General features: G+C 61.6%; 22 protein-coding genes and 3 pseudogenes. 19 read left to right on the top strand and 6 right to left on the bottom strand.

The window, feature by feature from the left end; genetic code table 11:
• Positions 1–83: 83 nt before the first annotated feature.
• Positions 84–1,616: an AhpA/YtjB family protein gene (locus ACW9I6_RS17080; RefSeq protein ID WP_008439111.1), complete on the bottom strand. Its 1,533-nt coding sequence runs from the start codon at positions 1,614–1,616 to the stop codon at positions 84–86.
• Between the two features lie 134 nt (positions 1,617–1,750).
• On the opposite strand from ACW9I6_RS17080, the gene serB reads away from it, so the two are divergent.
• Positions 1,751–2,965 carry a phosphoserine phosphatase SerB gene (serB, locus tag ACW9I6_RS17075; protein WP_003217536.1) on the top strand — a complete coding sequence of 405 codons (1,215 nt, stop codon included), beginning with the start codon at positions 1,751–1,753 and terminating at the stop codon, positions 2,963–2,965.
• Between the two features lie 120 nt (positions 2,966–3,085).
• Here the strand turns inward: serB and asd are convergent, their stop codons facing one another.
• The 3 genes from asd to ACW9I6_RS17060 are packed head-to-tail and all read right to left on the bottom strand — an operon-like array spanning position 3,086 to position 6,372.
• Positions 3,086–3,946 (bottom strand): archaetidylserine decarboxylase, encoded by an 861-nt coding sequence (gene asd, locus ACW9I6_RS17070; RefSeq protein ID WP_457339575.1) that lies wholly within the window; start codon positions 3,944–3,946, stop codon positions 3,086–3,088.
• A gap of 16 nt (positions 3,947–3,962) precedes the next feature.
• Positions 3,963–4,778, bottom strand: a complete 816-nt coding sequence (locus ACW9I6_RS17065; RefSeq protein WP_003217534.1) for a rhodanese-like domain-containing protein — start codon at positions 4,776–4,778, stop codon at positions 3,963–3,965.
• A gap of 58 nt (positions 4,779–4,836) precedes the next feature.
• On the bottom strand, positions 4,837–6,372 hold the full coding sequence (locus tag ACW9I6_RS17060; RefSeq protein ID WP_003217533.1) for an HDOD domain-containing protein: 1,536 nt from the start codon (positions 6,370–6,372) through the stop codon (positions 4,837–4,839).
• 166 nt (positions 6,373–6,538) lie between these two features.
• Between ACW9I6_RS17060 and motA the strand changes: the two genes are divergently transcribed.
• The 3 genes and pseudogenes from motA to ACW9I6_RS17045 form a co-directional block, all read left to right on the top strand.
• Entirely contained in the window at positions 6,539–7,390 is an 852-nt protein-coding gene (gene motA, locus ACW9I6_RS17055; protein ID WP_003217532.1) for a flagellar motor stator protein MotA, read from the top strand.
• Positions 7,391–7,393: 3 nt separating this feature from the next.
• Positions 7,394–8,416 carry a flagellar motor protein MotB gene (gene motB, locus ACW9I6_RS17050; RefSeq protein ID WP_003217531.1) on the top strand — a complete coding sequence of 341 codons (1,023 nt, stop codon included), beginning with the start codon at positions 7,394–7,396 and terminating at the stop codon, positions 8,414–8,416.
• A gap of 20 nt (positions 8,417–8,436) precedes the next feature.
• A pseudogene (locus ACW9I6_RS17045) lies at positions 8,437–8,568 on the top strand (outer membrane lipoprotein carrier protein LolA); the annotation flags it as partial.
• A gap of 2 nt (positions 8,569–8,570) precedes the next feature.
• Here the strand turns inward: ACW9I6_RS17045 and rsgA are convergent.
• A complete protein-coding gene (gene rsgA, locus ACW9I6_RS17040) occupies positions 8,571–9,602 on the bottom strand; it encodes a small ribosomal subunit biogenesis GTPase RsgA (protein WP_003217530.1) in 1,032 nt (343 codons plus the stop codon).
• Between the two features lie 106 nt (positions 9,603–9,708).
• Here rsgA and orn point away from each other — a divergent pair, with 106 nt between their 5' ends.
• A complete protein-coding gene (orn, locus tag ACW9I6_RS17035) occupies positions 9,709–10,251 on the top strand; it encodes an oligoribonuclease (RefSeq protein WP_102604273.1) in 543 nt (180 codons plus the stop codon).
• Positions 10,252–10,459: 208 nt separating this feature from the next.
• Complete coding sequence (locus ACW9I6_RS17030) at positions 10,460–11,074, top strand: trimeric intracellular cation channel family protein (RefSeq protein ID WP_003217528.1); 615 nt, start codon at positions 10,460–10,462, stop codon at positions 11,072–11,074.
• On the opposite strand, the gene queG is transcribed toward ACW9I6_RS17030, so the two are convergent.
• Positions 11,053–12,135, bottom strand: a complete 1,083-nt coding sequence (queG, locus tag ACW9I6_RS17025) for a tRNA epoxyqueuosine(34) reductase QueG (protein ID WP_177080390.1) — start codon at positions 12,133–12,135, stop codon at positions 11,053–11,055. The genes ACW9I6_RS17030 and queG overlap by 22 nt on opposite strands.
• Before the next feature lie 62 nt (positions 12,136–12,197).
• Here queG and ACW9I6_RS17020 point away from each other — a divergent pair, with 62 nt between their 5' ends.
• The 13 genes and pseudogenes from ACW9I6_RS17020 to ACW9I6_RS16960 all read left to right on the top strand — a co-directional run.
• Complete coding sequence (locus ACW9I6_RS17020; RefSeq protein ID WP_003217526.1) at positions 12,198–13,058, top strand: NAD(P)H-hydrate dehydratase; 861 nt, start codon at positions 12,198–12,200, stop codon at positions 13,056–13,058.
• Entirely contained in the window at positions 13,046–13,516 is a 471-nt protein-coding gene (tsaE, locus tag ACW9I6_RS17015; protein ID WP_003217524.1) for a tRNA (adenosine(37)-N6)-threonylcarbamoyltransferase complex ATPase subunit type 1 TsaE, read from the top strand. The genes ACW9I6_RS17020 and tsaE overlap by 13 nt, the downstream gene beginning before the upstream one ends.
• Positions 13,517–13,519: 3 nt before the next feature.
• On the top strand, positions 13,520–14,953 hold the full coding sequence (locus tag ACW9I6_RS17010) for an N-acetylmuramoyl-L-alanine amidase (RefSeq protein ID WP_202948682.1): 1,434 nt from the start codon (positions 13,520–13,522) through the stop codon (positions 14,951–14,953).
• A 14-nt stretch (positions 14,954–14,967) separates the two neighbouring features.
• Positions 14,968–16,866, top strand: coding sequence for a DNA mismatch repair endonuclease MutL (gene mutL, locus ACW9I6_RS17005; protein ID WP_457339576.1), 1,899 nt, complete (start codon positions 14,968–14,970; stop codon positions 16,864–16,866).
• Positions 16,866–17,837 carry a tRNA (adenosine(37)-N6)-dimethylallyltransferase MiaA gene (miaA, locus tag ACW9I6_RS17000; RefSeq protein WP_177028648.1) on the top strand — a complete coding sequence of 324 codons (972 nt, stop codon included), beginning with the start codon at positions 16,866–16,868 and terminating at the stop codon, positions 17,835–17,837. Before mutL ends, miaA begins: the two co-directional genes overlap by 1 nt.
• Before the next feature lie 93 nt (positions 17,838–17,930).
• A complete protein-coding gene (gene hfq, locus ACW9I6_RS16995; protein WP_003217515.1) occupies positions 17,931–18,194 on the top strand; it encodes an RNA chaperone Hfq in 264 nt (87 codons plus the stop codon).
• Between the two features lie 12 nt (positions 18,195–18,206).
• Positions 18,207–19,508: a ribosome rescue GTPase HflX gene (gene hflX / locus ACW9I6_RS16990; RefSeq protein WP_003217514.1), complete on the top strand. Its 1,302-nt coding sequence runs from the start codon at positions 18,207–18,209 to the stop codon at positions 19,506–19,508.
• 96 nt (positions 19,509–19,604) lie between these two features.
• Positions 19,605–20,780: an FtsH protease activity modulator HflK gene (gene hflK, locus ACW9I6_RS16985; RefSeq protein ID WP_003217512.1), complete on the top strand. Its 1,176-nt coding sequence runs from the start codon at positions 19,605–19,607 to the stop codon at positions 20,778–20,780.
• Positions 20,780–21,646 (top strand): protease modulator HflC, encoded by an 867-nt coding sequence (gene hflC, locus ACW9I6_RS16980; RefSeq protein ID WP_003217510.1) that lies wholly within the window; start codon positions 20,780–20,782, stop codon positions 21,644–21,646. Before hflK ends, hflC begins: the two co-directional genes overlap by 1 nt.
• Before the next feature lie 301 nt (positions 21,647–21,947).
• Entirely contained in the window at positions 21,948–23,135 is a 1,188-nt protein-coding gene (locus ACW9I6_RS16975) for an ATP phosphoribosyltransferase regulatory subunit (RefSeq protein WP_003217507.1), read from the top strand.
• Positions 23,136–23,189: 54 nt separating this feature from the next.
• A complete protein-coding gene (locus tag ACW9I6_RS16970; RefSeq protein WP_003217505.1) occupies positions 23,190–24,479 on the top strand; it encodes an adenylosuccinate synthase in 1,290 nt (429 codons plus the stop codon).
• A 112-nt stretch (positions 24,480–24,591) separates the two neighbouring features.
• Positions 24,592–25,647 (top strand): annotated as a pseudogene (locus ACW9I6_RS16965) (methyl-accepting chemotaxis protein); the annotation flags it as partial.
• 390 nt (positions 25,648–26,037) lie between these two features.
• Positions 26,038–26,553: pseudogene (locus tag ACW9I6_RS16960) on the top strand (methyl-accepting chemotaxis protein); the annotation flags it as partial.
• Between the last annotated feature and the right edge of the window lie 86 nt (positions 26,554–26,639).

Genomic DNA, 26,639 nt, shown 5'->3' with positions numbered 1-26,639 from the left:
GGCGGCGGATCAGTCGATACTTAGGCTGACTGACAGGCCGCTTTCGCGAGCAAGCCCGCTCCCACATTGATTTGCGTTGTTCTTTAGTTCTTCGCCCGCGTCTCATGCATCCGCGCCAGCTGGCGCTCAAGCATCGACGGGTAAGGCTCCATCAACCGCTCCACACAGCACGCACCTTCAGGGCTGGCAATCGGGCGGATCCGCGCACGCTGGCGAATCAGCACGTCGTCACTGATCTTGCGTTCCACCAGCAGCAGGTTGCGGCTGTGTTGCGACAAGGCCAGCGCATCCTGGGCAATCTCGGTCAGGAGCAGATCGATCTGGCTCATGCCATACAGATCGTCGCCCACCGTCAGGCCCAATTGCAGTTGCAGGGTGATGCCGCTGTCGGCCACTTCGATTTGCAGCGCATGGCCCAGGGCCCGCAGCAGTTCACCGCAGCAGATGGCGTTGGTCAGGTAGTCTTCGCCGCTGTCTTCGCTGTGGAACAGCATCAAGGTGCTGCCGTCGTTCAGGGTGTGCAGTTCGCTCTGATACAGCGAGGCCGCCTGGTCGAGGCAGTCACGATAACGTTCCAGCAGCTCGGTCAGGCGTGCCCGCGGCAAGCGACGCAGTTGATCCTGTGCGCCCAGTTGCACGGCCAATACGGCGCTGTGCTGGGGCTGGGTGCTGCGCACCGGAGCAGGCTGCACAGCAGGAGCGGTTGGCACTGAAGTATCGCGAAGATCGGCGAACGGGTCTTCTTCGTCCAGTTCGTCTTCTTCTGCCTTGATCACATGACGGGTCGCCGGCTTTTGGGCCGCTACCGGCGCAGACTCGTCGAAGCTCGGGTCCCGCAGGTTGCGCACTTCAAACTCGGGCTCGTCGTCTTCGTAGTCGGTGTCGTCGAACTCGGGCTCGGGTTCAACCTCGGGCACTACGGGCTCCGGCGCGAAGCTGGTGTGCAGTTGGCGGGCGAGGTCGCCGATTTCGTCCTGGCGGTCGGTGGCCGGGGTGTGTTCATCGATATCCCGCAGCCAGATGCGCAGTTGCATCAGTGGCGTGGAGATATGCCGGCCCAGGCGCAGGCTCAAGGCCAGGGACAGTGCCAGCAGGATCGCACTCAAGATACCCATGCTTTGCAGGCTGATGGTCATCGGCTGCTGGAACTGTTGCATGTCCAGGCTGATGCGCAGTTGGCCGGCCTTCACGTCCTGAAACGTGATATTGCTCTGGTACAGGCCTTCGGCTTCACCCAGCAGGCCGTTTTTCGGACGTTGCCCGGCTTCGGCCATGATCCGGTTGTCCACGCTATAGATAGCAGCGTGGGCCACCAGCGGGTTCTTGGTCAGGTTGTTGAGCAGCACGTTGAGGCTGAGGATGTCGTTGGACACCAACAACTCAGTCGCCGAGGTGGCGGTCTGGGTGGTCAGGCTCTCGCCCAAAGCGTCGGCTTGCTCGTGCATGGCCTGCTTGAACTGCAAACCCATCACGCAGGCGTAGATGACCAGGGCCAGGGCGACCAGGATCACGTTATGGCTGGCGATGCGTAATGCGATCGGTACACGGCGGTGACGCAGTGCCCGGAAGATCAGCAGGAAGAAGTTATCGGTTTTTACTGGCGTGGGCCGGTTCACTTAAGCTCGGCTCTTTAGTCCGTGAAGTTGACGCGCAGTATAGCGACAGGCCCAAGACCGGCAAAGCGCTGGCTGTGCCCGATGGTCACTGAAAGTGGGTAGAATGCGGTTTTTTTCCAGCTCGGGGGTGCGCTTTGCGCGAAATTGTCCTGATTAACATCACAGGTGAGGACCGTCCGGGTCTCACTGCAGCCATTACCGGTGTTCTGGCCCAGGGTGGTGTGAACATTCTCGACATCGGCCAGGCAGTGATTCACGACACGCTGTCGTTCGGCATCCTGGTGGAAATTCCCAGCACCGAGCAGGCCTCGTCCGTGCTCAAGGACATCCTGTTTACGGCGTATAAGCTCGATCAGCAGGTGCGTTTCACCCCGGTGTCCGAAGAGGATTACCAGAGCTGGGTAGCCGGCCAGGGCAAAAAACGCCACATCGTGACGCTGTTGACTCGCAAGGTGACGGCCGAGCAACTGCAGCGTGTCAGTTCGATCACGGCTCAGTACGGTTTGAATATCGACCACATTGACCGTCTGTCGGGTCGCATGCCATTGGACACGCCGGCGGACAAGGGCAAGGGCTGCATTGAGTTCTCCGTACGCGGTGAGCCGGCAGATCCCCAGGCCCTGCGTGCCGAATTCCTGAGCGTTGCCCAGGAGCTGAATGTCGATATCGCCTTCCAGGAAGACTCGCTGTTCCGCCGCAATCGCCGCCTGGCGGTGTTCGACATGGACTCGACGCTGATCGAAGCCGAAGTCATCGACGAATTGGCCAAGGCTGCCGGTGTAGGTGAGCAGGTTTCGGAAATTACCGAGCGTGCGATGGCTGGTGAGCTGGATTTCCGAGCCAGCTTCAAGGAGCGCCTGGCGCTGCTCAAAGGCCTCGACGTCAGCGTGCTGGACTCCATCGGCGCCTCGCTGCGCCTGACCGAAGGCGCCGAAACCCTGTTCGCCGAACTCAAGCGCCTGGGCTACAAGACCGCGATCCTGTCGGGCGGTTTCACCTACTTCGCCAAGCAATTGCAGGCCAAGCTGGGTATCGACTATGTGTTCGCCAACGAGCTGGAAGTGGTGGACGGCAAGGTGACGGGTGTGGCCGTGGAGCCGATTGTCGACGCACAGCGTAAGGCTGACCTGTTGCGGGAATTGGCACACAAGGAAGGGTTGCGTCTGGAGCAGACCATTGCGGTCGGCGACGGGGCAAATGACTTGCCGATGCTGGCGATTGCCGGGTTGGGTGTGGCGTTCCGGGCCAAGCCGCTGGTCAAGCAATCGGCCAAGCAGGCGATTTCGACTTTAGGGCTGGATGGCGTGTTGTACCTGTTGGGCTTTCGCGACCGCGACGGTCAGCTCTGAAGATCGTTCCCACGCTCTGCGTGGGAACGCCGCCCTGGACGCTCCGCGTCCGATTTTGAGGTTGAGACGCGGAGCGTCCCGGGATGCATTCCCACGCAGAGCGTGGGAATGATCGCTAGGTCAGGCTTTCGGTAAACCCATGCCCTGGCCCATCTGCACCGGCGTCCCCGCGCGCATTTCTGCCGACCATGTCACCTGGTCCGGCCCAAACAGCACGATCGCCGTCGAACCCAGCTTGAAACGTCCCAGTTCCGCGCCTTTTTCCAGATGGATCGGCCCGCGGGCAGCTTCGTCGTAGCGGAAGGTTTTCAGTTCGCGCTTCGGCGGTGTAACCAGGCCGGCCCATACGGTTTCAATCGACGCCACGATCATTGCACCCACCAGCACCACGGCCATCGGGCCACGTTCGGTGTCGAAAATGCAGGCAACACGCTCGTTACGTGCAAACAACTCCGGCACATTTTCGGCCGTGGTCTGGTTCACCGAGAAGATTCGGCCAGGGATATAAACCATTTCCCGCAGGGTGCCGGCCAATGGCATATGCACCCGGTGGTAGTCCTTCGGCGACAGGTAAACAGTGGCGAAATCGCCGCCCATGAACGGCGCAGCCACCGCCGCATCGCCGCCCAGCAATTCCAGCACGCTGAAGCTGTGGCCCTTGGCCTGGAACACCCGGCCATGTTCAATCGGGCCCAACTGGCTGACCGCGCCATCGGCCGGGCTCAACACCGCGCCTGGGGTCTGATCCAGCGGGCGTGCACCGTCTTTCAGTGCGCGGGTGAAGAAGGCGTTGAAGTGCTCGTAAGCGGTCACGTCTTCAACCAGGGCCTGGGACATGTCCACTTGATAACGCTTGGCAAACCAGCTGGTGAACGCATTCTTGAACCAGCGCACGCGGCATTCGGCAATGCAACCGGCCAGACGCGACAGCAGGTGGTGGGGCAGCAAATACTGGCTGAGGATGAACAACTGCTTTTTCATTAACTGTCCTTAAACCTTAAATCTCAACGGGGGTGTCGGGGTGGTTGCCCCATTCGCCCCAGGAACCGGCATAACCTTTGACTCGCGGATAACCGAGCGCCTTGGCCACCAGGTAGGTGAAGCCAGAACGATGGTGAGTCTGGCAGTGGGTGATGATTTCTTTGTCGCGGGTCAGCCCGAGGTCTTCGAGGATCTGCGGCATGTCGCGGCGGATGCGCAGTTGGCGTGCCTTGTCCATGCCGGCGGTCCATTCGAAGTTCACCGCGCCCGGGATGTGTCCACCCTTGGCCGCGAGGACTTTCTCGCCGGAGTATTCCAGCGGGCCACGGGCGTCCCAGATGCCGAGGTCGGCAGCGCCGAGACGGCTTTGCAGGTATTCGCGGGTGGCGGTGGGTTCTTCATGCAACGTCAGGCTGACCGGGCCGCCGGCGCTGGCCGGTACCTCGGTGGACACTGGGTGTTTTTCTTCCAGCCACGCCAGCAGGCCGCCGTCGAGGTAGTGGTACTTCTTGTGGCCGATGACGTCGAGCATCCAGATGAATCGCCCGGCCCAGCCACCGCCTTCGTCGTCATACACCACGTAGGTGGCATCCGGGGTGTGGCCCAGTTCGCCGAACAGCTTTTCAAGATCGGACTTGCCCGGCAGCAGGCCCGGCGCCGGTGGCTGGCCCAGTTGGGTGCGTTTTGGATCAACGAAACGTGCGCCGGGGATATGCCCTTCGGCGTAACGCGCAGCGCTGGTGAGGTCCACCAGGATCAGGTGTTCGGCATCGAGGCGACCGAGCAGGTCACTGGCCTCGATGACCAGCGGCAAGCCAGAGAAGTCAGGCATGTGAGGTCTCCTGGGCATAAAAATTGGGCGCTAAGGGAGGGCGATTGTAGCGCAAGCGTCAGGCACTGCGGTTGGTAAAGCTGTGCAGGGCCTTTTCGATGCATTGGGCGGTTTTGCCGAAGGCCTGCACGGTGGTTTCCGAGAACGGCCCGCCGCCCTGGTCGGCCACCATCAGCATCACCACCCGGCCATTGCAGCTCAGGGAGCGCAGCAGCAGGTGTTCGCCCTTGAACAGGCGGCGCAGTTCCGGCGGCAGCAGTGCCGAGAACTGGGCGTGGTTGTCGGGGTTGAGGCGCACCTGGGCGGACTTGGCCAGCAGGCGTTGCAGCAGGGTGCTTTGCGCCACGTCGAGGCTCATGTGGTCGGCGTCCTTCGGCAGGCCGTCGACTTGATGCACACGCAAGGTGCTCAAGGTTTTGTCCGCCATCAGCAGCATCACCCGTTGCATGCCGCAGGCCACGAGGGCTTCCTTGGCGCAGGTGGTCAGGTGCATGGCATTGGCAAAGCGGCTCGGCTCTACGAGCAATTCGGTGCAGCGCTTGCGCCAGATCGCCAGGGACTCGGCGGTGGGCGGGGGGGCCGGCAGCAAACCGTGGTGAACGCGCTGCACATCCCATGGCCAGATCAACGACAGCGCCGGGTGCCACAGGTCGCGCATCAGGGTGCTGCGGGCGCTGATCGCCGCGTGTTGGTGGGACTGTTGCTGCACTTCGGCCAACGGTTGTTGCAGGTAAAGCGCAGTGAGGTATTGCCAGCGCTGGGTGTGCGGGCAGGTCCAGGACTCCTGCGCCGCCAGCGCCAGGCCGTTGGCCAACAGCACAGTGTTGGCCGGCTGGTTCAGCCAGCGACGCAGGTTCGGGTCGGCATCCAGCAACTGCTGTTGGCGCAACGGCTCGTCTTCACGGGCAATGCTCAGCGCCTTGACCAGCAAGCGTTGTTCCGTCAGCAGCAACGTATAACCCTGGGATACCCAGATCGGCAGGCGCCAGGTGTTGGTCAACCCCAGGCACAGGTCCAGCAGGCGTACGCCGAACAGCTCCTGTTCGACTGTGCGGGCCGATTCACCCTTGTGAATCACCCGCAGCTCCCATTCTTCCAGCAGCTTGGGATAGGCAATCGCCATCGGCCACAGCGGCGAAAGGAACAGCAGGCTGCCCCAGTGAATGTCTTGCCACAACCGCGCCAGGCGGCTGGCGAACAGGCCGCTGGCTTGTTGCGAAGCGTGCTGGCTGATCATCTGCAGCTGGCGCAGAGCCACGGGGATTTCATTCAGCGGCACGGAAGGCAGGCGCCGCAGCAGCTCCTCGGTGCGCTTGAGGCCGAGGCGATTGATCGCCACTTCGAGGTTTTCTGCCGGCTCCGCGAGGCTGCCGTGGGCCTGGTTATTGGCCTCGCGCATCACGCTCAGCACCAGCGCCGGGCTGTTCTGCATCAGCTCTGCAATATCCCGCAACGAACTGCGGTTGTCGCCGATGGCCTTGCAAACCCGGTCGTGGCTCGCCTGTGGAACAGGCAACAGCACATCGTCCAGGCGCTTTATCCAAGCGGCGAGGGTGGCGGGTTTTTGAGTTGGGACTGTCGTTTCATTTGCCATGATTGGGGCGCGATCATCACTTGCGGTCAACACGCCCGGGACGGGCCGAACTGGTTTTTCGCCATAACGGGCTATAGTCTGGCGCAGATTTGCCGATAAGTAGAACAAGAGTTTTCAACTCTTGCGAATATGACCCTGAACCCGACGGCGCAAGTACTCATCCCCTATGGCTAAAATTATCGGCATCATCGTCGTCATCGCGAGCGTGCTCGGCGGATACGTCCTTTCCCACGGCAAGATTGCGGCGCTGATCCAGCCTTTCGAAGTGCTGATTATCGGCGGTGCGGCGTTCGGCGCATTCCTGCAGGCCAACCCCGGCTACATGACGATGCACGTGATCAAGAAGTCGCTGGGCATGTTCAGCTCGCGCTTCTCCCACACCTTCTACCTGGAAGTGTTGGGGCTGATCTACGAGATCCTCAACAAGAGCCGCCGCGAAGGCATGATGGCCATCGAAGGCGACATCGAGGACGCCGCGGCGAGCCCGATTTTCGCCAAGTACCCGGCCGTGCTCAAAGACGAGCGCATGACCGCCTACATCTGTGATTACCTGCGCATCATGTCGTCCGGCAACATGGCGCCCCATGAGCTGGAAGGCCTGTTCGACATGGAACTGTTCAGCCTCAAGGAAGAGCTGGAGCACCCATCCCATGCCGTGACCGGCATCGCCGACGGCATGCCCGGTTTCGGTATTGTTGCCGCGGTGCTCGGGATCGTGGTGACGATGGCCTCCCTCGGTGAAGGCGACCAGAAAGCCATCGGCATGCACGTAGGTGCGGCACTGGTAGGTACCTTCTTCGGTATTCTCGCGGCCTACGGTTTCTTCGGCCCGCTGGCCACGTCCCTGGCCCACGATGCCAAGGAAGAAGTGAATCTGTACGAAGCCATCAAGGCCTGCCTGGTGGCTTCGGCTTCCGGCATGCCGCCATCGCTGGCGGTGGAGTTCGGGCGCAAGGTTCTGTATCCGAAGCACCGTCCAAGCTTCGCTGAGCTGGAACAAGCGGTTCGCGGTCGCTAAGCCATGGAAAACAACCAGCCGATCATCATCAAGCGCGTCAAGCGCTTCGCTGCGGGGCACCATGGCGGCGCCTGGAAAATCGCCTTCGCCGACTTTGCGACGGCGATGATGGCGTTCTTCCTGGTGCTGTGGCTGATGTCCACCGCCACGCCGGAACAGAAGATCGCCATCGCCGGTTACTTCAAGGACCCCATCGGTTTCTCCGAGAGCGGCACGCCTTTTGTGATCGACCTCGGTGGTTCGCCGCAACTGGCGCCAGAGCGCACCATCAACCCGGAAATCAAGACCGACTCGCCCCAGGAAAAGATCCCGATCGAGCGCGACACCGTCGAGAGCATGGCCGAACAGGTCGAGCAGGAACGCCTGGAATTGCTGCTGCAGGAACTGCAAACCAAGGTTGAGGAAAACCCGCAACTGCTGAAGTTCAAGGACCAGATTTCCTTCGAGATCACCCCGGATGGCTTGCGCATCCAGATCACGGACGCCGCCAACCGGCCGATGTTCGATTCCGGCAGTGCACGCTTGAAGCCGTACTTTGAAGACATCCTGCTGGCCATGGCCGACACCATCAAGGCGGTGCCGAACAAGATCAGCATCAGCGGCCACACCGACGCCAAGCCGTATGCAGGCCAGGGCGACTTCGGCAACTGGGAGCTCTCGGCCAACCGGGCCAATGCCGCGCGCCGTGCACTGGTGGCCGGCAGCTATCCGGACCCGCAAGTGGCACGGGTGGTGGGGTTTGCTTCCTCGCAGCTGTTTGATCCCAAGGATCCGTTCAATCCGATCAACCGACGCATCGATATCGTCGTGCTGACCAAAAAGGCCCAGCGTGCAATTGAAGGTGACCCGCCTGCGACGCCACCGGTACCGACCCAGGGTGAAGGCGCGCCGGGCGAAGTGCCGGCAGACCCGAACGCACTGCCGCCGGAGCAGGAGCCGCTGCCAGCCCATGAGCTGCGGCAGAAGCTGAACCTGTTTGACGATGGCGGTGTGAAGGATCCGACTCAGCCAGCCACTGGCTCGTAAGCAGGTACAAAAAGGCCGCGATGATCGCGGCCTTTTTGTATCTGCTACATCCTGTAGGAGCGAGCTTGCTCGCGATGGACGTTAACGATGACGCGTGCTCTCTGAATGCACGCGGCGCCCTCAAGCTTTTCGCGAGCAAGCTCGCTCCTACATGTTAATAGCTGGTCTCGGGCAAGCTGGCGATGATCGAGCGATAGCTGTTCATTCGCTGCTGCTGCACGCGGCCGTCTTCCAGTGCCTTGAGCAGGGCGCAACCCGGCTCGCGGTCATGTTTGCAGTCACGGAAGCGGCAGGTGCCGATCAAGTCGTTGAACTCGATAAAGCCCGCTTCAACATCGGCACGGCTCACATGGCCCAGGCCGAATTCACGGATGCCGGGGGAGTCGATCAACTCGCCGCCGCCCGGAAAGTGGAACAATCGCGCGGTGGTGGTGGTGTGGGTGCCCTGGCCGGACAGCTCCGACAGCGGGCCAACACGGGTTTCGACTTCCGGCAACAGGCTGTTGACCAGAGACGACTTGCCCACACCCGACTGGCCGACGAACACGCTGATGCGCCCGTCCAGTTCAGTCTGTAACTGTTCCATGCCATTGCCGTGATGCGCCGAGACTTCCAGCACCGGGTAGCCGAGGGTGCGGTACACCGCCAGCAACGCGTTGAGCGCCGGGGCGTTCTGTTCGTCGATCAGGTCGAATTTGTTCAGCAGCAACAGCGGGCGAATGCCGGCGTGTTCGGCGGCTACCAGGTAGCGGTCAATCAGGTTGGCATGGGGTTCGGGCAGTGGCGCGAAGACAATGACGATCATGTCGACGTTGGCCGCTACCGGCTTGAGCTGGCCACGGCTGTCGGGGCGACGCAGTTCGGTGGTGCGCGGCAACTGGGCGACGATCACGCCGATGCCCTGGTTGCCGGCACGCCATACCACCTTGTCGCCGGTCACCAGCGCTGGCAGGTTGGCGCGCAGGTGGCAACGGAACACCTGGCCGGCGTGATCGCCTTCGGTGGCCTCGACTTCGACCTGCACACCGAAGTGCGCGATCACCAGGCCCGTTTGCTCGGGGCCCAGGTCGCCGCCCTCAAGCGCTTCCACGGCGGAGGATTCACGTTTGGCGGCGCGGGCAGCGCGTTCGCCCTGAATCTTTTCGATGCGCCAGTTTTGGCGACGGTTGAGCTGGCGTTTGGCCATTGGTGTTCCGTGTCGATAATGCAAAGGTTAGGTGAAACGGTCGCGAGTCTAGCACGCCCTGCCTGCTAAACTGCGCAGCTACGCCAAGGTGCCAAGGAACCACGACATGCAAAACCCACAGAACCTGATTTGGATCGATCTGGAAATGACCGGTCTGAACCCTGACACCGACGTCATCATCGAGATGGCGACCATTGTCACCGACAGCAACCTCAACACCTTGGCCGAAGGTCCGGTGATCGCCATTCACCACAGCGACGCGGTGCTGGCCACCATGGACGAGTGGAACACCCGCACCCACGGCAACTCGGGCCTGACCCAGCGTGTGCGCGACAGCCGCGTGAGCATGGCCGAGGCTGAAGCCGAAACCATCGCCTTCCTGGAAAAGTGGGTACCCAAGGGCAAGTCGCCAATCTGCGGCAACAGCATTTGCCAGGACCGCCGCTTTCTCTATACCCACATGAAGGCGCTGGAAAGCTACTTCCACTACCGCAACCTGGACGTGTCGACCTTGAAGGAGCTGGCCGCGCGCTGGGCGCCGGAAGTCAAAGACAGCTTCCACAAGGGCAGCACCCACCTGGCGCTGGACGATATTCGCGAGTCGATTGCCGAGCTGCAGCATTACCGCAAGCATTTCATCAGGTTCTGACTTGAGTCGTGGTGAGGCGTTTTTGTGGCGAGGGAGCTTGCTCCCGCTGGGCTGCGAAGCGGCCCTGAAAAATGGGACTGCTGCGCAGTCCAGCGGGAGCAAGCTCTCTCGCCACATCAGCAAGAGCTTTAAACTCTTCAGCGCTCGCCCCCTTTTGGTGCCATCACCAAATGATTAGACTGCGCGCCTCTTTGCAAGGATCGCCACCATGCTGCTGATGCTCTACCTCATCGCCATCACCGCCGAAGCCATGACGGGCGCCTTGTCCGCCGGGCGGCGCGGGATGGACTGGTTCGGTGTGGTGCTGATCGCCTGCGTGACGGCGCTGGGCGGCGGTTCGGTGCGTGACGTGTTGCTCGGCCACTACCCGCTGACCTGGGTCAAACACCCGGAGTACCTGGTGCTGACCTCCGTCGCGGCCCTGGTGACCATCTTCATCGCTCCATTGATGCGCCACCTGCGGTCGCTGTTCCTCGCGTTGGACGCCGTGGGCCTGGTGGCCTTCACCCTGATCGGCAGCATGACCGCCCTGGAAATGGGCCACGGCATGCTGGTGGCGTCAGTCAGCGGTGTGATCACCGGGGTATTCGGCGGCATCCTGCGGGATATCTTCTGCAACGACATTCCGTTGATCTTCCGCCGCGAGCTGTACGCCAGCGTGTCGTTCCTGGCCGCCTGGTTCTACATGCTGTGCATCTACCTTGAGCTGCCAAGTGAGCAATCGATCCTGCTGACGCTGTTCAGCGGCTTTCTATTGCGCCTGCTGGCGATCCGTTTTCACTGGGAAATGCCCAAGTTCGTCTACAACGACGACGTGCACTGACGTTCGGCGTGCTGGTTCAGCGCCCATTCCACATGTTCGCGCACCAGTTCCGAGGGGTATTCCCGACGCGCCTTCAGCGCTTCCAGCACCGGAATGCTTGATGGCGCATTGCCCAGGCCCACCGCCAGGTTGCGCAGCCAGCGCTCATAGCCGGCGCGGCGCAGGGGAGAACCTTCGGTGCTGCTGAGGAATTTGTCCTCGTCCCACATAAACAACTCGGCGAGCTCTGCGTTATCCAGGTTGTGCCGTGGCTTGAAATCGCGTTCGTCGGTAGGCCGCGCGAAACGATTCCACGGGCAAACGATCTGACAGTCATCGCAGCCGAATACCCGATTGCCGATCAGTGGGCGCAGTTCTTCGGGGATCGCGCTTTTCAGCTCGATGGTCAGGTAGGAAATGCAGCGCCGGGCGTCCAGCACGTAGGGCCCGACGAAGGCATTGGTAGGGCAGATATCCAGGCAGGCGGTGCAGCGGCCACAATGTTCGGTGGCGTGGGGTGGGTCGACCGGCAACGGCAGGTCGACAAACAGCTCGCTCAGGAAGAAGTAACTGCCCGCCTTGCGATTGAGTACCAGGGTGTTCTTGCCGATCCAGCCCAGCCCGGCCTGCTCGGCGATGGCTTTTTCCAGCACGGGGGCGCTGTCGACAAAGGCGCGGAAGCCGAACGGGCCGATTTGCGCCTGGATGCGGTCGGCCAGTTGCTGCACGCGCTTGCGGATCAGCTTGTGGTAGTCGCGGCCCAGGGCGTAGCGGGAGATGTAGGCTTTTTCGGGTTTGGCCAGCAGTTGGGCCATTTGGGTGTCGCCCGGCAAGTAGTCCATGCGCAGTGAGACCACGCGCAAGGTGCCGGGTACCAGCTCCTCCGGGTGTGAGCGCTTGCTGCCGTGGGCGCCCATGTAGTCCATTTCGCCGTGGTAGCCGGCGTCGAGCCAGCGTTGCAGGTGCTGTTCATGCTCGGCGAGGTCGAGGCCGCTGATGCCCACTTGTTGAAAGCCCAGCTCGCGGCCCCAGTCTTTGATCGATTGGGCGAGGGCGGGCAGGTCGTAGGTAATAGCAGGCATGAACAAGAGAAACCGCAGGTTAGATGCGTATAATTCTGCCAGACATCGGAGCTTGAAGACGCATGCCGCAGACAAAACACGAAATACCCGACGTTCAGCACCTGTTGCCCGGCCAATTGCCGCAACTCGCTGCGCGTTCCCCGGACGCCCATAAAGGCCAGTTCGGCCATGTATTGCTGATCGGCGGCGACCGCGGTTTTGGCGGCGCCGCCTTGCTCAGTGCTGAAAGTGCCCTGCGCAGTGGTGCCGGCATGGTTTCCCTGGCGACCCGTAGCGAACACGTCGGTGCGGCGCTGGCGCGGTTGCCGGAAGTGATGACGGTGGGCGTGCACTCGGCCAATCAATTGATGGGCCTGCTGGAAAAGATTTCCGTGATCGTCATCGGCCCGGGCCTGGGCGAGGTCTCCTGGGGCAAAAGCCTGCTGTCGGTAGCGGCCAATGCCAGGCAGCCGCAAGTCTGGGACGCCGATGCCTTGAACCTGCTGGCGGCGGGCAGCGTCAGCCTGCCGGCCAATTGCGTGATCACTCCGCATCCTGGCGAAGCGGCCCGCTTGATGGGTATTTCGACAGCCGAGGTTCAGGCCGACCGCCTTAACGTGGCGCGCGCCTTGAGTCAGAAATTCAATGCGGTGGCCATCCTCAAGGGCGCCGGCAGCTTGATCGCCAGCCCGGACGGTCGGGTTGCCCGCTGCGATCAGGGCCATCCTGCGATGGCGACCGCTGGCCTGGGCGATGTGTTGGCCGGCCTGGTCGGTGCTTTACTGGCGCAAGGCATGCCGGCATTTGATGCCGCCTGCCTGGCGGTCTGGCTGCATGCCACTGCCGGAGATCGCCAGGGTACCTACGGTCGCGGGCTGGCCGCCAGTGACCTGATTCCTGCCATTCGTCAGTTGCTGGAGGAGCAATCGCCGTGTCTGAAGTAGTTCTTTTCCTGCCTGATGAAGACGCCATGGTCGCCTTGGGCAACCGTATTGCCCGGGTCACTCAAGGCTCAGGGCTGATCTTTCTGGAAGGCGATCTCGGCGCCGGAAAAACCACCTTGTCCCGGGGCATCATTCGCGGGTTGGGGCACGCGGGTGCTGTGAAAAGCCCTACGTTCACCTTGGTAGAACCCTACGAAATCGGTGACGTACGAGCGTTCCACTTCGACCTGTATCGCCTGGTGGACCCGGAAGAACTGGAATACATGGGCATTCGTGATTACTTCGATGAGGACGCCTTGTGCCTGATCGAGTGGCCAGATAAAGGCACAGGCTTTTTGCCAAAGCCGGACCTGACCATTACCATTACCCCGCATAAGCAAGGACGTCAGCTGAAGTTGTTGTCCCAGAGCGCGCGCGGCGAGTCGTGGTGCGCCGCCTTGGCATTGGAATTCAAATAATTGATGGGGTTAGGTATGCGCTTTCGCGCGTTGGTTACTGTCGTAGGGGTGTTGCTTGCGGCAATGACTTTCAATGCACTGGCGGCCTCACAGGTGAAAAGTGTTCGCCTGTGGCGGGCACCGGATAACACGCGACTGGTATTCGACCTGTCTGGCCCGGTTCAGCACAGCGTCTTCACCCTCACGGCGCCTGATCGCCTGGTGATTGATATCAACGGTGCGACCCTGGCCGCGCCGTTGAAAGTCGCCATGGCCAATACCCCGATTACCGCGATGCGCTCGGCCCAGCGTACGCCGACCGACCTGCGGGTGGTCATCGACCTGAAAAAGGCCGTGACCCCGAAAAGCTTCGTGCTGGCGCCCAACGCGCAGTATGGCAACCGGCTGGTGGTCGACCTGTTCGACAACGCCGCCGATGCCGCGCCGCCGCCTGCGCCAACTCCAAGCGTCGCGACGATACCTGCGGTGCCGGTCAACCAGTCGCAACCCCAGGTCAAATTGCCGCCGCTGCCACCGGCTCCGGCGGGCAAACGTGACATTATCGTGGTCATCGATGCCGGTCACGGCGGCGAAGACCCGGGTGCCTCGGGCTCGCGCGGCCAGCATGAAAAAGACGTAGTACTGGCCATCGCCCGCGAACTGCAGCGCCAGATCAATGGCATGAAAGGCTACCGCGCCGAGCTGACCCGGACCGGCGACTACTTTATTCCGCTGCGTGGCCGTACCGAAATCGCCCGCAAGAAGGGCGCCGACCTGTTCGTCTCGATCCACGCCGACGCCGCACCTTCGGCCGCGGCGTTTGGTGCCTCGGTGTTTGCCCTGTCTGATCGCGGCGCTACGTCCGAGACCGCCCGCTGGCTGGCGGACAGTGAAAACCGTTCCGACTTGATCGGCGGGGCTGGCAACGTATCCCTCGACGACAAGGACAAGATGCTCGCTGGCGTATTGCTCGATCTGTCGATGACTGCCTCGCTGACCTCCAGCCTGAACGTGGGGCAGAAAGTCCTGAGCAACATTGGTCGCGTCACCTCGCTGCACAAACAGCGCGTGGAACAGGCCGGGTTCATGGTGCTCAAGTCGCCGGATATTCCGTCGATCCTGGTGGAAACCGGGTTTATCTCCAACTCCAACGAAGCCTCGAAACTGGCCTCGGCCAGCCACCAGCAGGCGTTGGCGCGGTCCATCAGCGCCGGTGTTCGCCAGTTCTTCCAGCAGAACCCGCCGCCGGGCACTTATATAGCCTGGCTGCGTGACTCCGGGAAAATCGCCCAGGGCCCGCGTGACCATCGCGTGCAGCCGGGCGACACCCTGGCGATGCTGGCGGTGCGCTTCCAGGTGTCAGCGGCAACCTTGCGCAGTGCCAACAACCTCAAGACCGATGAATTGAAGGTCGGCCAGGTGTTGACCATCCCGGGCACTGAACTGGCGGCGCAATAATGAGCGAAACAGTCTTGAGCAATACCTCGCGCATCGAGCTGCTAAGCCCGCGTCTCGCCAACCAGATCGCGGCGGGTGAGGTGGTCGAGCGGCCAGCGTCGGTGATCAAGGAGTTGCTGGAAAACAGTATCGACTCCGGCGCCAGGCGCATTGATGTCGATGTTGAGCAAGGCGGCGTCAAGCTGCTGCGAGTGCGCGACGACGGCAGCGGGATTTCCTCCGATGACCTGCCGCTGGCCCTGGCCCGTCACGCCACCAGCAAGATTCGTGACCTGGAAGACCTGGAGCGGGTGATGAGCCTCGGGTTTCGTGGTGAGGCCCTGGCCTCCATCAGCTCCGTGGCTCGCCTGACCCTGACTTCCCGCACCCGCGACGCCGACCAGGCCTGGCAGGTTGAAACCGAAGGCCGCGACATGGCGCCCCGGGTCCAGCCGGCGGCACATCCGGTGGGCACCTCGGTGGAAGTACGCGACCTGTTCTTCAATACCCCGGCCCGGCGTAAATTCCTCAAGGCCGAAAAAACCGAATTCGATCACCTGCAGGAAGTCATCAAGCGCCTGGCCCTGGCCCGGTTTGATGTGGCTTTCCACCTGCGCCACAACGGCAAGACCATCCTCAGCCTGCACGAGGCCCATGATGATGCGGCCCGTGCGCGGCGTGTCTCGGCCATCTGCGGCGCGGGGTTCCTGGAGCAGGCGCTGCCGATCGAGATCGAACGCAATGGCCTGCGACTGTGGGGTTGGGTGGGTTTGCCGACTTTCTCCCGTAGCCAGGCGGACATGCAGTATTTCTTCGTGAATGGCCGGGCGGTGCGCGACAAGCTGGTGGCCCACGCGGTGCGCCAGGCGTATCGCGACGTGCTGTTCAACGGGCGGCATCCGACGTTTGTGCTGTTTTTCGAGGTCGACCCGTCGGTGGTCGACGTCAACGTGCACCCGACCAAGCACGAAGTGCGCTTCCGTGACGGTCGCATGGTCCACGACTTTCTTTACGGCACCCTGCACCGCGCCTTGGGCGATGTGCGGCCGGATGATCACCTGGCGGCGCCGATTGTCACGGCTGTTGTCCGTCCTTCAGGGCCGGAAGCCGGCGAGTTCGGGCCCCAGGGCGAAATGAGCCTGGCGGCCAACCTGCTGCAATCGCCGCAAGCCCAGCCGAGCTATACCGCACCTGGTTCAGGCGCCGGCGCCGGTTATCAATACCAGTACACCCCGCGTCCGCAATCGGCGGTGCCGGTGGCCGAGGCCCAGGCGGCCTATCGCGAGTTTTTCGCGCCGCTACCCGGCGCCGAGCCAGGTGCTGCCGCGTTGCCGGACGGCCAGGGCGACGTGCCGCCGTTGGGTTACGCGCTGGCACAGCTCAAGGGTATTTATATTCTTGCGGAAAACGCCCATGGCCTGGTGCTGGTGGACATGCACGCCGCCCACGAGCGGATCATGTACGAGCGCCTGAAGATCGCCATGGCCAGCGAAGGCCTGAGCGGCCAGCCGCTGCTGGTGCCGGAATCCCTGGCGGTCAGCCAGCGGGAAGCGGATTGCGCCGAAGAGCACGTCAGCGTGTTCCAGAAGCTGGGCTTTGAGCTGCAACGCCTGGGGCCGGAAACCCTGGCTATCCGCCAGATTCCGGCTTTGCTCAAGCAGGCAGAGGCCAACCGGCTGGTGGCCGACGTACTGGCGGACCTGATGGAATACGGCACCAGTGACCGGATCCAGGCCCACATCAATGAACTGCTCGGCACCATGGCCTGTCACGGCGCCATCCGCGCCAACCGCCGGCTGGCCTTGCCGGAAATGAACGGCCTGCTGCGGGACATGGAAAACACCGAGCGCAGCGGCCAGTGCAACCATGGCCGCCCGACCTGGACCCAGATGGGCCTGGACGACCTGGACAAACTGTTCTTGCGCGGCCGTTGATGAGTGCCTTGCCCCCCGCAATCTTCCTGATGGGCCCGACGGCCGCCGGCAAGACCGACCTGGCCATCGAGCTGACCAAGGTCTTGCCGTGCGAGTTGATCAGTGTCGACTCTGCACTGGTTTACCGGGACATGGACATCGGCACTGCCAAACCTTCAAAAGAGCTGCTGGCCCAGTATCCGCACCGGTTGATCGACATTATTGATCCCAGCGAGAGCTATTCGGCGGCGGATTTTCGCACCGATGCGCTGGCCGCCATGGCCGATATCACCGCGCGGGGCAAGATTCCGCTGCTGGTCGGCGGCACGATGCTCTACTACAAGGCCTTGCAGGAAGGTCTGGCTGATATGCCGCCAGCTGATCCACAGGTGCGCGCCGAACTTGAAGAAGAGGCTGCGCGCCTTGGCTGGCAGGCCTTGCACGATCAGTTGGCCATTGTGGATCCGGTTTCCGCCGCGCGAATTCATCCCAATGACCCCCAGCGCCTGACGCGAGCGTTGGAAGTCTGGCGGGTCAGTGGCCAGACCATGACTGAACACAGGCTGAAACAAACTGCGCAAAGTGCTGAAGCAGGCGCCTCGGGACACTCACAATTGCCCTATACTGTGGCGAATCTGGCCATCGCTCCGACGGATCGCCAGGTGCTGCATGAACGAATTGCACAAAGATTCACAATTATGTTGGAACAGGGGTTTGTGGAGGAGGTCGTAGCACTGCGTTCAAGAGGTGACCTGCATCCAGGGCTGCCTTCGATACGTGCTGTAGGCTACCGCCAAGTCTGGGATCATCTGGATGGCAAGCTGACGTCAGCCGAAATGCAGGAGCGCGGCATCATTGCCACGCGCCAATTGGCGAAGCGTCAGTTCACCTGGTTGCGCAGTTGGAGCGATTTGCACTGGCTGGACAGCCTGGACAGCGACAATCTGTCACGCGCCTTGAAATACTTGGGAACGGTCTCCATATTGAGCTGAGTCCTTGCAATTGCCGTCTATCCTTGGGGGTGTGACGGCCATGAGCTATCTATTTTCCGATTTTTATTATTGATCCTTAAAGGAGTGCGGCACATGTCAAAAGGGCATTCGCTACAAGACCCTTACTTGAATACTTTACGTAAAGAGAAAGTTGGGGTTTCCATCTATCTGGTCAACGGTATCAAGCTGCAAGGTACGATCGAGTCGTTCGACCAGTTCGTGATCCTGCTGAAAAACACCGTAAGCCAAATGGTTTACAAGCACGCTATCTCGACCGTAGTGCCGGTTCGTCCAATTCGTCTGCCTAGCGCAACCGAAGAACAGGGTGACGCCGAGCCTGCACCAGGTAACGCCTGATAGGAGTCTCCTTTGTTCTTTGAGCGCCACGGTGGTGGTGAGCGAGTAATCCTCGTTCACTTGGATGGACAGGACCCTGAGGCGCGCGAAGATCCGCAGGAGTTTCAGGAGTTGGCAAATTCGGCCGGCGCCGAGACCGTCGCGTTTTTTAACGTGCCGCGTCATCGGCCAACCGCCAAATTCCTGATCGGCAGCGGCAAGGTCGAGGAACTGCGCGACCTGGTCCACGCCGAAAAGGCCGATCTGGTGATTTTCAATCACATCCTCACGCCCAGTCAGGAACGTAACCTCGAACGAGTTTTCGAGTGTCGCGTGATCGACCGCACGGGTCTGATTCTCGATATTTTCGCTCAACGCGCCCGTACCCATGAAGGCAAGCTCCAGGTAGAACTGGCCCAGCTTGACCACATGAGCACCCGGCTGGTTCGTGGCTGGACTCACCTTGAGCGCCAGGGTGGCGGCATCGGCATGCGCGGCCCGGGTGAAACCCAGCTGGAAACCGACCGGCGTCTGCTGCGGGTCCGCCTGCGACAGATCAAGGGCCGCCTGGAGAAGGTGCGCAGCCAGCGCGAACAATCGCGACGTGGCCGTATGCGTGCGGATATCCCGACCGTTTCCCTGGTGGGCTATACCAACGCCGGCAAATCCACACTCTTCAACAACGTGACGAAATCGGATGTGTACGCGGCCGACCAACTGTTCGCGACCCTCGACCCGACCTTGCGCCGTCTGGAACTGGACGACCTGGGGCCGATTGTCCTGGCCGATACCGTGGGTTTCATTCGTCACTTGCCCCACAAGCTGGTCGAGGCATTTCGGTCTACGCTCGAAGAGTCGAGCAATTCCGACCTGCTGTTGCACGTGATCGATGCGGCCGAACCGGATCGCATGTTGCAGATTGAACAGGTCATGGTGGTGCTGGGCGAGATTGGTGCCCAGGACTTGCCGATCCTCGAGGTCTATAACAAACTCGATTTGCTTGAAGGCGTTGAGCCACAAATCCAGCGCGACGAAAACGGCAAGCCCCAGCGGGTCTGGCTGTCGGCGCGTGATGGCAGTGGCCTGGAATTGCTTGAACAAGCCATTGCCGAGCTGTTGGGCAGCGATTTGTTCGTCGGCACCTTGCGCTTGCCGCAGCGTTTTGCTCGACTGCGTGCACAGTTTTTCGAGCTGGGCGCGGTACAGAAAGAAGAACACGACGAAGAAGGTGTCAGCTTGCTGGCCGTTCGATTGCCGCGCTCGGAGCTGAATCGGCTGGTCAGCCGTGAAGGCGTTGTGCCGACAGAGTTCATCGAACAACACACTTTGCAATAAAAGCCTGAGAAAGCGGTTGTGCCGCTGTGACAGGCATTCTGTAGCATTGGTCGGCGCGCCGTGGGTGCGTCTTTGCTTTATCAGATGGAGAGCGCTATGGCTTGGAATGAGCCGGGTGGCAACTCGAATAATCAGGATCCTTGGGGTGGTAAACGCCGCAATAATGGCGACCGCAAGGGGCCACCAGATCTCGACGAGGCCTTCCGAAAGCTGCAGGAAAGCCTGAATGGGTTGTTCGGTGGTGGAAAAAAACGTGGTGGTGACGAAGGCGGTCGTACGAGCAAGGGCGGTGGTTACGGCCTGCTCGGCATCGGCCTCGTCGTGCTGGCGGCCGTCTGGCTGTACAGCGCCGTCTATGTGGTGGACGAGCAGGAGCAAGCCGTGGTGCTGCGCTTCGGCAAGTACTACGAGACTGTCGGCCCTGGCCTGAACATCTACTTCCCGCCGATCGACAAGAAGTACATGGAAAACGTCACGCGTGAGCGTGCCTACACCAAGCAGGGCCAGATGCTGACCGAAGACGAGAACATCGTCGAAGTGCCGCTGACCGTGCAGTACAAGATCAGCAACCTGCAGGACTTCGTGCTGAACGTCGACCAGCCGGAGATCAGCCTGCAACATGCGACCGAAAGCGCCCTGCGCCACGTGGTGGGTTCCACCGCAATGGACCAGGTGCTGACTGAAGGCCGTGAATTGATGGCCAGCGAAATCAAGGAGCGCCTGCAACGGTTCCTCGACACGTACCGCACCGGTATCACCGTGACCCAGGTCAACGTACAGAGCGCAGCGGCACCGCGTGAAGTGCAGGAAGCCTTCGATGACGTGATCCGTGCCCGTGAAGACGAGCAGCGTTCGCGCAACCAGGCTGAAACCTACGCCAACGGCGTGGTGCCGGAAGCCCGTGGCCAGGCCCAGCGCATCCTTGAGGATGCCAACGGTTACCGCGACGAAGTGGTCTCCCGCGCCAAGGGTGAGGCAGATCGTTTCACCAAGCTGGTGGCCGAGTACCGCAAGGCACCGGAAGTCACCCGTGAGCGTCTGTACCTGGACACCATGCAGGAAGTCTTCAGCAACACCAGCAAGGTTCTCGTGACCGGCAGCAAGGGCGGGCAGAACAATCTGCTGTACCTGCCGCTGGACAAGATGATCGAAGGTGGTCGTAGCAGCACCAGCGCACCGGCTGCCGGTTCCAATGCTGCTGCCAACGAAGCGAGCGCCCGTGCGGCCGCTGACTTGCTGCAACAGCAAACACGTACCAGGGAGAGTCGTTGATGAGCAATAAATCGCTGACCGCCCTGATTGTGGGCGTCGTCGTGGTCATCGCTGCCTGGAACTGCTTCTATATCGTGTCTCAGACCGAGCGCGCGGTGTTGCTGCAATTCGGTCGCGTGGTCCAGGCGGATGTCCAGCCGGGCCTGCATGTGAAAGTCCCCTACGTCAACCAGGTGCGCAAGTTCGACGGCCGCCTGATGACCCTGGATGCACCGACACAACGCTTCCTGACCTTGGAAAAGAAAGCTGTGATGGTTGACGCCTACGCCAAGTGGCGCGTCAAGGATGCCGAGCGCTTCTACACCGCGACCTCTGGCCTCAAGCAGATTGCCGACGAGCGTTTGTCGCGCCGTCTGGAATCGGGCCTGCGTGACCAGTTTGGTAAGCGCACCCTGCACGAGGTGGTATCCGGTGAACGTGACGCGCTGATGGCGGACATCACGCGTTCGTTGAATGCGATGGCGGAAAAAGAGCTGGGCATCGAGGTGATCGATGTTCGGGTCAAGGCCATCGACCTTCCGAAGGAAGTGAACCGCAGCGTGTTCGAGCGTATGAGCACCGAGCGTGAGCGCGAGGCTCGTGAGCACCGCGCCAAGGGTAACGAACTGGCAGAAGGGATCCGCGCGGATGCCGACCGTCAGCGTCGCGTACTGTTGGCTGAAGCCTATCGCGAGTCTGAAGAGGCCCGTGGTGATGGTGATGCTCAAGCCGCTTCGATCTACGCCAAGGCCTATGGCCAGGATCAGGAGTTCTACGCGTTCTACCGTAGCCTGCGTGCCTACCGTGAAAGCTTCGCGAACAAAACCGACGTCATGGTGCTGGACCCAAGTAGCGATTTCTTCCGCTACCTGGAAAAGTCCAAGTAACCCGCATGTAGTCTGAGAATCACTCCGTCGGGCGGCTAAAATGCCGGGCGGGGTGATCCTTTCAGAAAACGGGTGTATGATGCGGCAGCCGGGAAATTCCCGGCTTTTTTGCGTCTGCATGTTTGATTGTGGTTTTGCTCCGCAGGCGCCACAGGTTTTTCGAGGAAAGTGCCCGACGAGGCCGATTGTTGGTCGTTCGTCACGTCGCTCTTGCGCGTGGTTTATGCAGGGGCCGGGTATTTTCTGCTTCACTCAAGGCTCGCCCGAGGGCTGGCCGCCCGGATCATAGGGGAATGGCGTAATGGCAACGGTAGACCGCTGGCTGCTGCCAGATGGCATCGAAGAAGTACTGCCACCAGAAGCTGCGCGCATTGAAATCGCGCGCCGCCAGGTGTTGGATCTGTTCCAGAGCTGGGGTTACGAGTTTGTCGTGACTCCGCATATCGAGTACCTGGAATCCCTGCTGACCGGCGCGGGCCAGGACCTGGATCTGCGCACCTTCAAGGTCATCGACCCGCAATCGGGCCGGCAAATGGGCTTTCGTGCCGACATCACGCCGCAAGTAGCGCGCATTGATGCGCACACCCTGCGTCGCGAAGGGCCAAGCCGCCTGTGCTACGCCGGCAGCGTGCTGCATGCGCAACCGCGTGCGTTGTCGTCGTCCCGCAGCCCGATCCAGTTGGGCGCCGAGTTGTACGGTGATGCCAGCCCGAGCAGCGACGTGGAAGTCATCAGCCTGATGCTGGCCATGTTGCAATTGGCCGATGTGCCGGATGTGCACATGGACCTTGGGCATGTCGGTATCTACCGCGGCCTGGCCCGTGCGGCCGGCTTGTCGGGTGAAGTGGAACAACAGTTGTTCGATGCCTTGCAGCGCAAGGCCATCGATGAAGTGATTGCCCTGACGGCGGGCGTGCCTGCCGACCTGGCCGGCATGCTGCGTGCGCTGGTGGATCTGTGTGGCGGCCGTGAAGTACTGACCGCCGCCCGTGATCGCCTGGCGAATGCGCCGGCTGATGTATTGGCGGCCCTGGACGATGTGCTGGCGATTGCCGAGCAGTTGTCTGCGCGCTTCCCGCAGTTGCCGCTGTATTTTGATTTGGGTGAGTTGCGCGGCTACCACTACCACACCGGTGTGGTGTTTGCGGTGTTTGTCCCGGGTGTTGGCCAGGCCATCGCCCAGGGCGGTCGTTACGACGATATCGGCGCCGACTTCGGTCGCGCTCGTCCGGCGACCGGTTTTTCCACCGATTTGAAAACCCTGGTGACCCTGGGGCGTGCTGAGGTCGAACTGCCGTCTGGCGGTATCTGGATGCCCGACAGTACGGACGCAGCACTCTGGCAGCAGGTTTGCCAGTTGCGCAGTGAGGGTCAGCGTGTGGTCCAGGCCTTGCCTGGGCAGCCATTGGCCGCCGCCCGTGAAGCGGACTGCGACCGGCAATTGATTCAGCAGAACGGGCTTTGGCAAGTATCGCCACTGGCTTCTTGAGTTTTCCTGCCGGCCACTGCCGGCACCAAGTTTGCGCGAATGAGGACAAGTGTTATGGGTAAGAATGTCGTAGTCCTGGGCACCCAATGGGGTGATGAGGGCAAAGGCAAGATCGTTGATCTGCTGACCGAACATGCTGCCGCCGTAGTGCGCTACCAAGGTGGCCACAACGCTGGCCACACCCTGGTCATCGATGGCGAAAAAACCGTCTTGCACCTGATCCCGTCGGGTGTACTGCGCGAAGGCGTGCAGTGCCTGATCGGCAACGGCGTGGTGGTTGCACCTGACGCCCTGCTGCGCGAGATCACCAAGCTGGAAGAAAAAGGCGTGCCAGTGCGCGAGCGCCTGCGTATCAGCCCTTCCTGCCCGCTGATCCTGTCCTTCCACGTTGCGCTGGACCAGGCCCGTGAAAAGGCCCGTGGCGAGCTGAAGATCGGCACGACCGGTCGCGGCATCGGCCCGGCCTACGAAGACAAGGTTGCACGTCGTGGCCTGCGTGTGGGCGACCTGCTCAACATGCCGCGCTTTGAAGACAAGCTGCGTGAACTGGTGGATTACCACAACTTCATGCTGGTGGGTTACTACAAAGAGCCGGCCATCGAGTTTGAAAAGACCCTGGCCGAGTGCAAGGAATACGCCGAGCTGCTCAAGCCGCTGATGCTGGACGTGACTGCCGAGCTGCACGACCTGCGTCGCGCCGGCAAAGACATCATGTTCGAAGGCGCCCAGGGCTCGTTGCTGGACATCGACCACGGCACCTACCCTTACGTCACCAGTTCCAACACCACCGCTGGCGGCGTTGCGACGGGTTCGGGCGTTGGCCCGATGTTCCTGGACTACATCCTCGGCATCACCAAGGCATACACCACGCGTGTAGGTTCGGGTCCATTCCCGACTGAACTGTTCGACGACGTCGGCGCGCACCTGGCCAAACAAGGCCACGAGTTCGGCGCGACGACCGGCCGTGCCCGCCGTTGTGGCTGGTTCGACGCCGTTATCCTGCGTCGCGCTATCGATGTGAACAGCATCTCGGGCATCTGCCTGACCAAGCTGGACGTACTCGACGGCCTGGAAACCATCAACATCTGCATCGGCTACAAGGATGCGGAAGGCAAGGACGTTGCCCCGACTGACGCGGACAGCTACGTAGGCCTGCAGCCTGTGTACGAAGAAGTGCCAGGCTGGACCGAATCGACCGTGGGCGCCAAGACCCTGGAAGAACTGCCAGCCAACGCCCGCGCTTACATCAAGCGCGTCGAAGAGCTGATCGGTGCGCCGATCGACATTATTTCGACGGGCCCGGACCGCAACGAGACCATCGTTCTGCGTCACCCGTTCGCTTAATAAGCTGTTGATGTAAAAAGCAAAGGGCTCCTTCGGGAGCCCTTTGTCGTTTCCGCCTGGTAAACGGCACGACCCTTGCTATGGTTCTTTCTTTCGCGGTGCTATCAAATTAATGGCACCCGTGGTGGAGGGATTCCCAGTGTCTGCCGTTCTCTCATTGTTACAAAGCCGGCTGTTGCGGCCGGTGTTCGTTACCCTAGGTATCGCTCTTTTGGTGCAAGTACTGGTGGCCGTCGCCCTGACGCGAAGCACCGTCACTGCATTGGAAGCTGATTTGGGCAATCGCCTGGGCGTCGACAGCCAGAAACTGTCCGGCGAGTTGGCGCAAGCCGGCAAGGAAGTGACATCCAGCCTGGACAGTCTGTCTTCCAGCACGCGCCAGCGTCTGACGGCGGGGCTTTCCACGCGCCTGCAGGAAGAGCAGAAGCAACTGCGTGCGACCCTGGAAAAAGACCTGCAGGACTCTGCCAATGACATGGCGCAACTGCTCGCCTCGGTGGCGCCGCGCGCCATGTGGGACAGCGACGTGCCGACGCTGTCTGAGTTTGCCCGCAGAGCCCAGCGCAATCCCAACGTGTTGTTTGTGGTGTATGACGACGCGGCTGGTGAGCACCTGACCCGTTACCTCAATCGTGAAAACCCGATCAACCAGGCGCTGCTGGAAAAGGGCAAGGGCGAACGTGCCCTGGATAAAGTGCTGGATGCGGCGAAGAATGATCCCTCGGTGTTCTACGTCGAAGCGTCCATCAGCCCCAATGGCGTAGAGATCGGCAAGGTCCGCATGGGGGTTTCGACTGCCTCGGTCGAGGCTGACCTGGCCGCGCTGGACAAGCGTTTTGCTGCACTGATTGCCAGTGGTGACCAGTTGGTGGGCGACAGCCTCAAGGGTGCCGCGGCTGACAGCGCGGCGGCCATGGGCGCGCGTTTGCAGTCGGCGCAAGCCACCGCCACCCAGATGACCGCCAATACCACCAGCGCCGTGCAAGAGGCGGCGGGCACCTTGCGCTGGCGCATCGGCATGGGCCTGGCAGTTGTAGGTTTTGGTGTATTGCTGTTGATTGCTGTAGTGCTCGGCCGTCGGGTGGTCAATCGCCTGAAGCTGCTGATTGCAGCGATGGACGATTTGGCTGCAGGCGAGGGCGACCTGACCAAGCGCGTGCAGATCAACAGCCGGGACGAAATCGGCGACATGGCCTCGGCGGTCAATCGCTTTGTGGATAAATTGCAGCCGATCGTGCGTGAAGCCGGTGATGTGGCCCAGCGTACCGGCGTGGAAATCGGCGCGATGACCCTGCGCAATGCGGGTGCCGATGCGGCCGCCGGCTTGCAGCGTGATGAGGTTGCCGAAAGCCTGCGGGCGCTGTCGCAAATGGCGGATGAGGCCCAGGCGGAAAGCCATGCGATGCAGGCCGCCTTGCAGCAGGTGGTGGATATTCGCCAGGCGACTGATGAAAATTCCCGCACTTCAGCCGAAGTCGGCAGCTTGATCGAGGCGTTGGCGGGGCAGGTGCAGGCCGGTTCCAAGGTGATCGAGCGGCTGGCGCAGCAGAGCGAGCAGATCGAGGTGGTGTTGACGGTGATCCACGGGATTGCCGAGCAAACCAACCTGCTGGCGCTCAACGCGGCTATTGAGGCGGCGCGAGCCGGTGAGACCGGGCGCGGCTTTGCGGTCGTGGCGGACGAGGTTCGCGCCCTGGCCAGTAAAACCCAGAGTTCTACCGGCGACATCCAGGCCCACATCGTGGCCTTGCAGCAAGGCGCCCGTGAGGCCGTGGAAACCATCGGCAAGGCCGGGCGCCAGGCCAGCGAGGGTTTGCTGGTATTACGCGACAGCGTGCGCCTGCAGCAGTCGGTGCAGGCCTCGGTCGAGCAGGTGCATGCAGCGATTGGCCTGGCGACGCGGGCGGCTGAGCATCAGGCGCAGGGTGCGCATGCGGTGCGTGGGCGGGTGGAAATCATCCATGCCCAGGCAGAGCGGGCCGCTCAGGCGGTGGTAGAGACTACAGCCAGTGGCAAGGTGCTGGATGGGTTGGCTGCGCAGTTGAAGGCGAGCTTGGGGCAGTTCCGGGCTTGATATCGCCTGGTGCGGCCCTTTCGCGAGCAAGCCCGCTCCCACATTCGACCGAGTTCCACTTCTGGAATGCGAGCAAATGTGGGAGC

The organism is Pseudomonas sp. SDO5522_S412, assembly GCF_054071215.1.
This window is presented reverse-complemented; position numbering and strand designations above follow the sequence as displayed.

Coding starts and splice junctions, on each gene's coding strand:
- rsgA (WP_003217530.1), bottom strand. CDS start 9,602: ATGGCCAAACGCCAGCTCAACCGTCGCCAAAACTGGCGCATCGAAAAG.
- hflC (WP_003217510.1), top strand. CDS start 20,780: ATGAGCAATAAATCGCTGACCGCCCTGATTGTGGGCGTCGTCGTGGTC.
- asd (WP_457339575.1), bottom strand. CDS start 3,946: ATGAAAAAGCAGTTGTTCATCCTCAGCCAGTATTTGCTGCCCCACCAC.
- ACW9I6_RS17030 (WP_003217528.1), top strand. CDS start 10,460: ATGCTGCTGATGCTCTACCTCATCGCCATCACCGCCGAAGCCATGACG.
- miaA (WP_177028648.1), top strand. CDS start 16,866: ATGAGTGCCTTGCCCCCCGCAATCTTCCTGATGGGCCCGACGGCCGCC.
- hflK (WP_003217512.1), top strand. CDS start 19,605: ATGGCTTGGAATGAGCCGGGTGGCAACTCGAATAATCAGGATCCTTGG.
- ACW9I6_RS17010 (WP_202948682.1), top strand. CDS start 13,520: ATGGGGTTAGGTATGCGCTTTCGCGCGTTGGTTACTGTCGTAGGGGTG.
- motB (WP_003217531.1), top strand. CDS start 7,394: ATGGAAAACAACCAGCCGATCATCATCAAGCGCGTCAAGCGCTTCGCT.
- ACW9I6_RS17060 (WP_003217533.1), bottom strand. CDS start 6,372: ATGGCAAATGAAACGACAGTCCCAACTCAAAAACCCGCCACCCTCGCC.
- ACW9I6_RS16975 (WP_003217507.1), top strand. CDS start 21,948: ATGGCAACGGTAGACCGCTGGCTGCTGCCAGATGGCATCGAAGAAGTA.
- ACW9I6_RS17065 (WP_003217534.1), bottom strand. CDS start 4,778: ATGCCTGACTTCTCTGGCTTGCCGCTGGTCATCGAGGCCAGTGACCTG.
- motA (WP_003217532.1), top strand. CDS start 6,539: ATGGCTAAAATTATCGGCATCATCGTCGTCATCGCGAGCGTGCTCGGC.
- queG (WP_177080390.1), bottom strand. CDS start 12,135: ATGCCTGCTATTACCTACGACCTGCCCGCCCTCGCCCAATCGATCAAA.
- ACW9I6_RS16970 (WP_003217505.1), top strand. CDS start 23,190: ATGGGTAAGAATGTCGTAGTCCTGGGCACCCAATGGGGTGATGAGGGC.
- orn (WP_102604273.1), top strand. CDS start 9,709: ATGCAAAACCCACAGAACCTGATTTGGATCGATCTGGAAATGACCGGT.
- hfq (WP_003217515.1), top strand. CDS start 17,931: ATGTCAAAAGGGCATTCGCTACAAGACCCTTACTTGAATACTTTACGT.
- ACW9I6_RS17020 (WP_003217526.1), top strand. CDS start 12,198: ATGCCGCAGACAAAACACGAAATACCCGACGTTCAGCACCTGTTGCCC.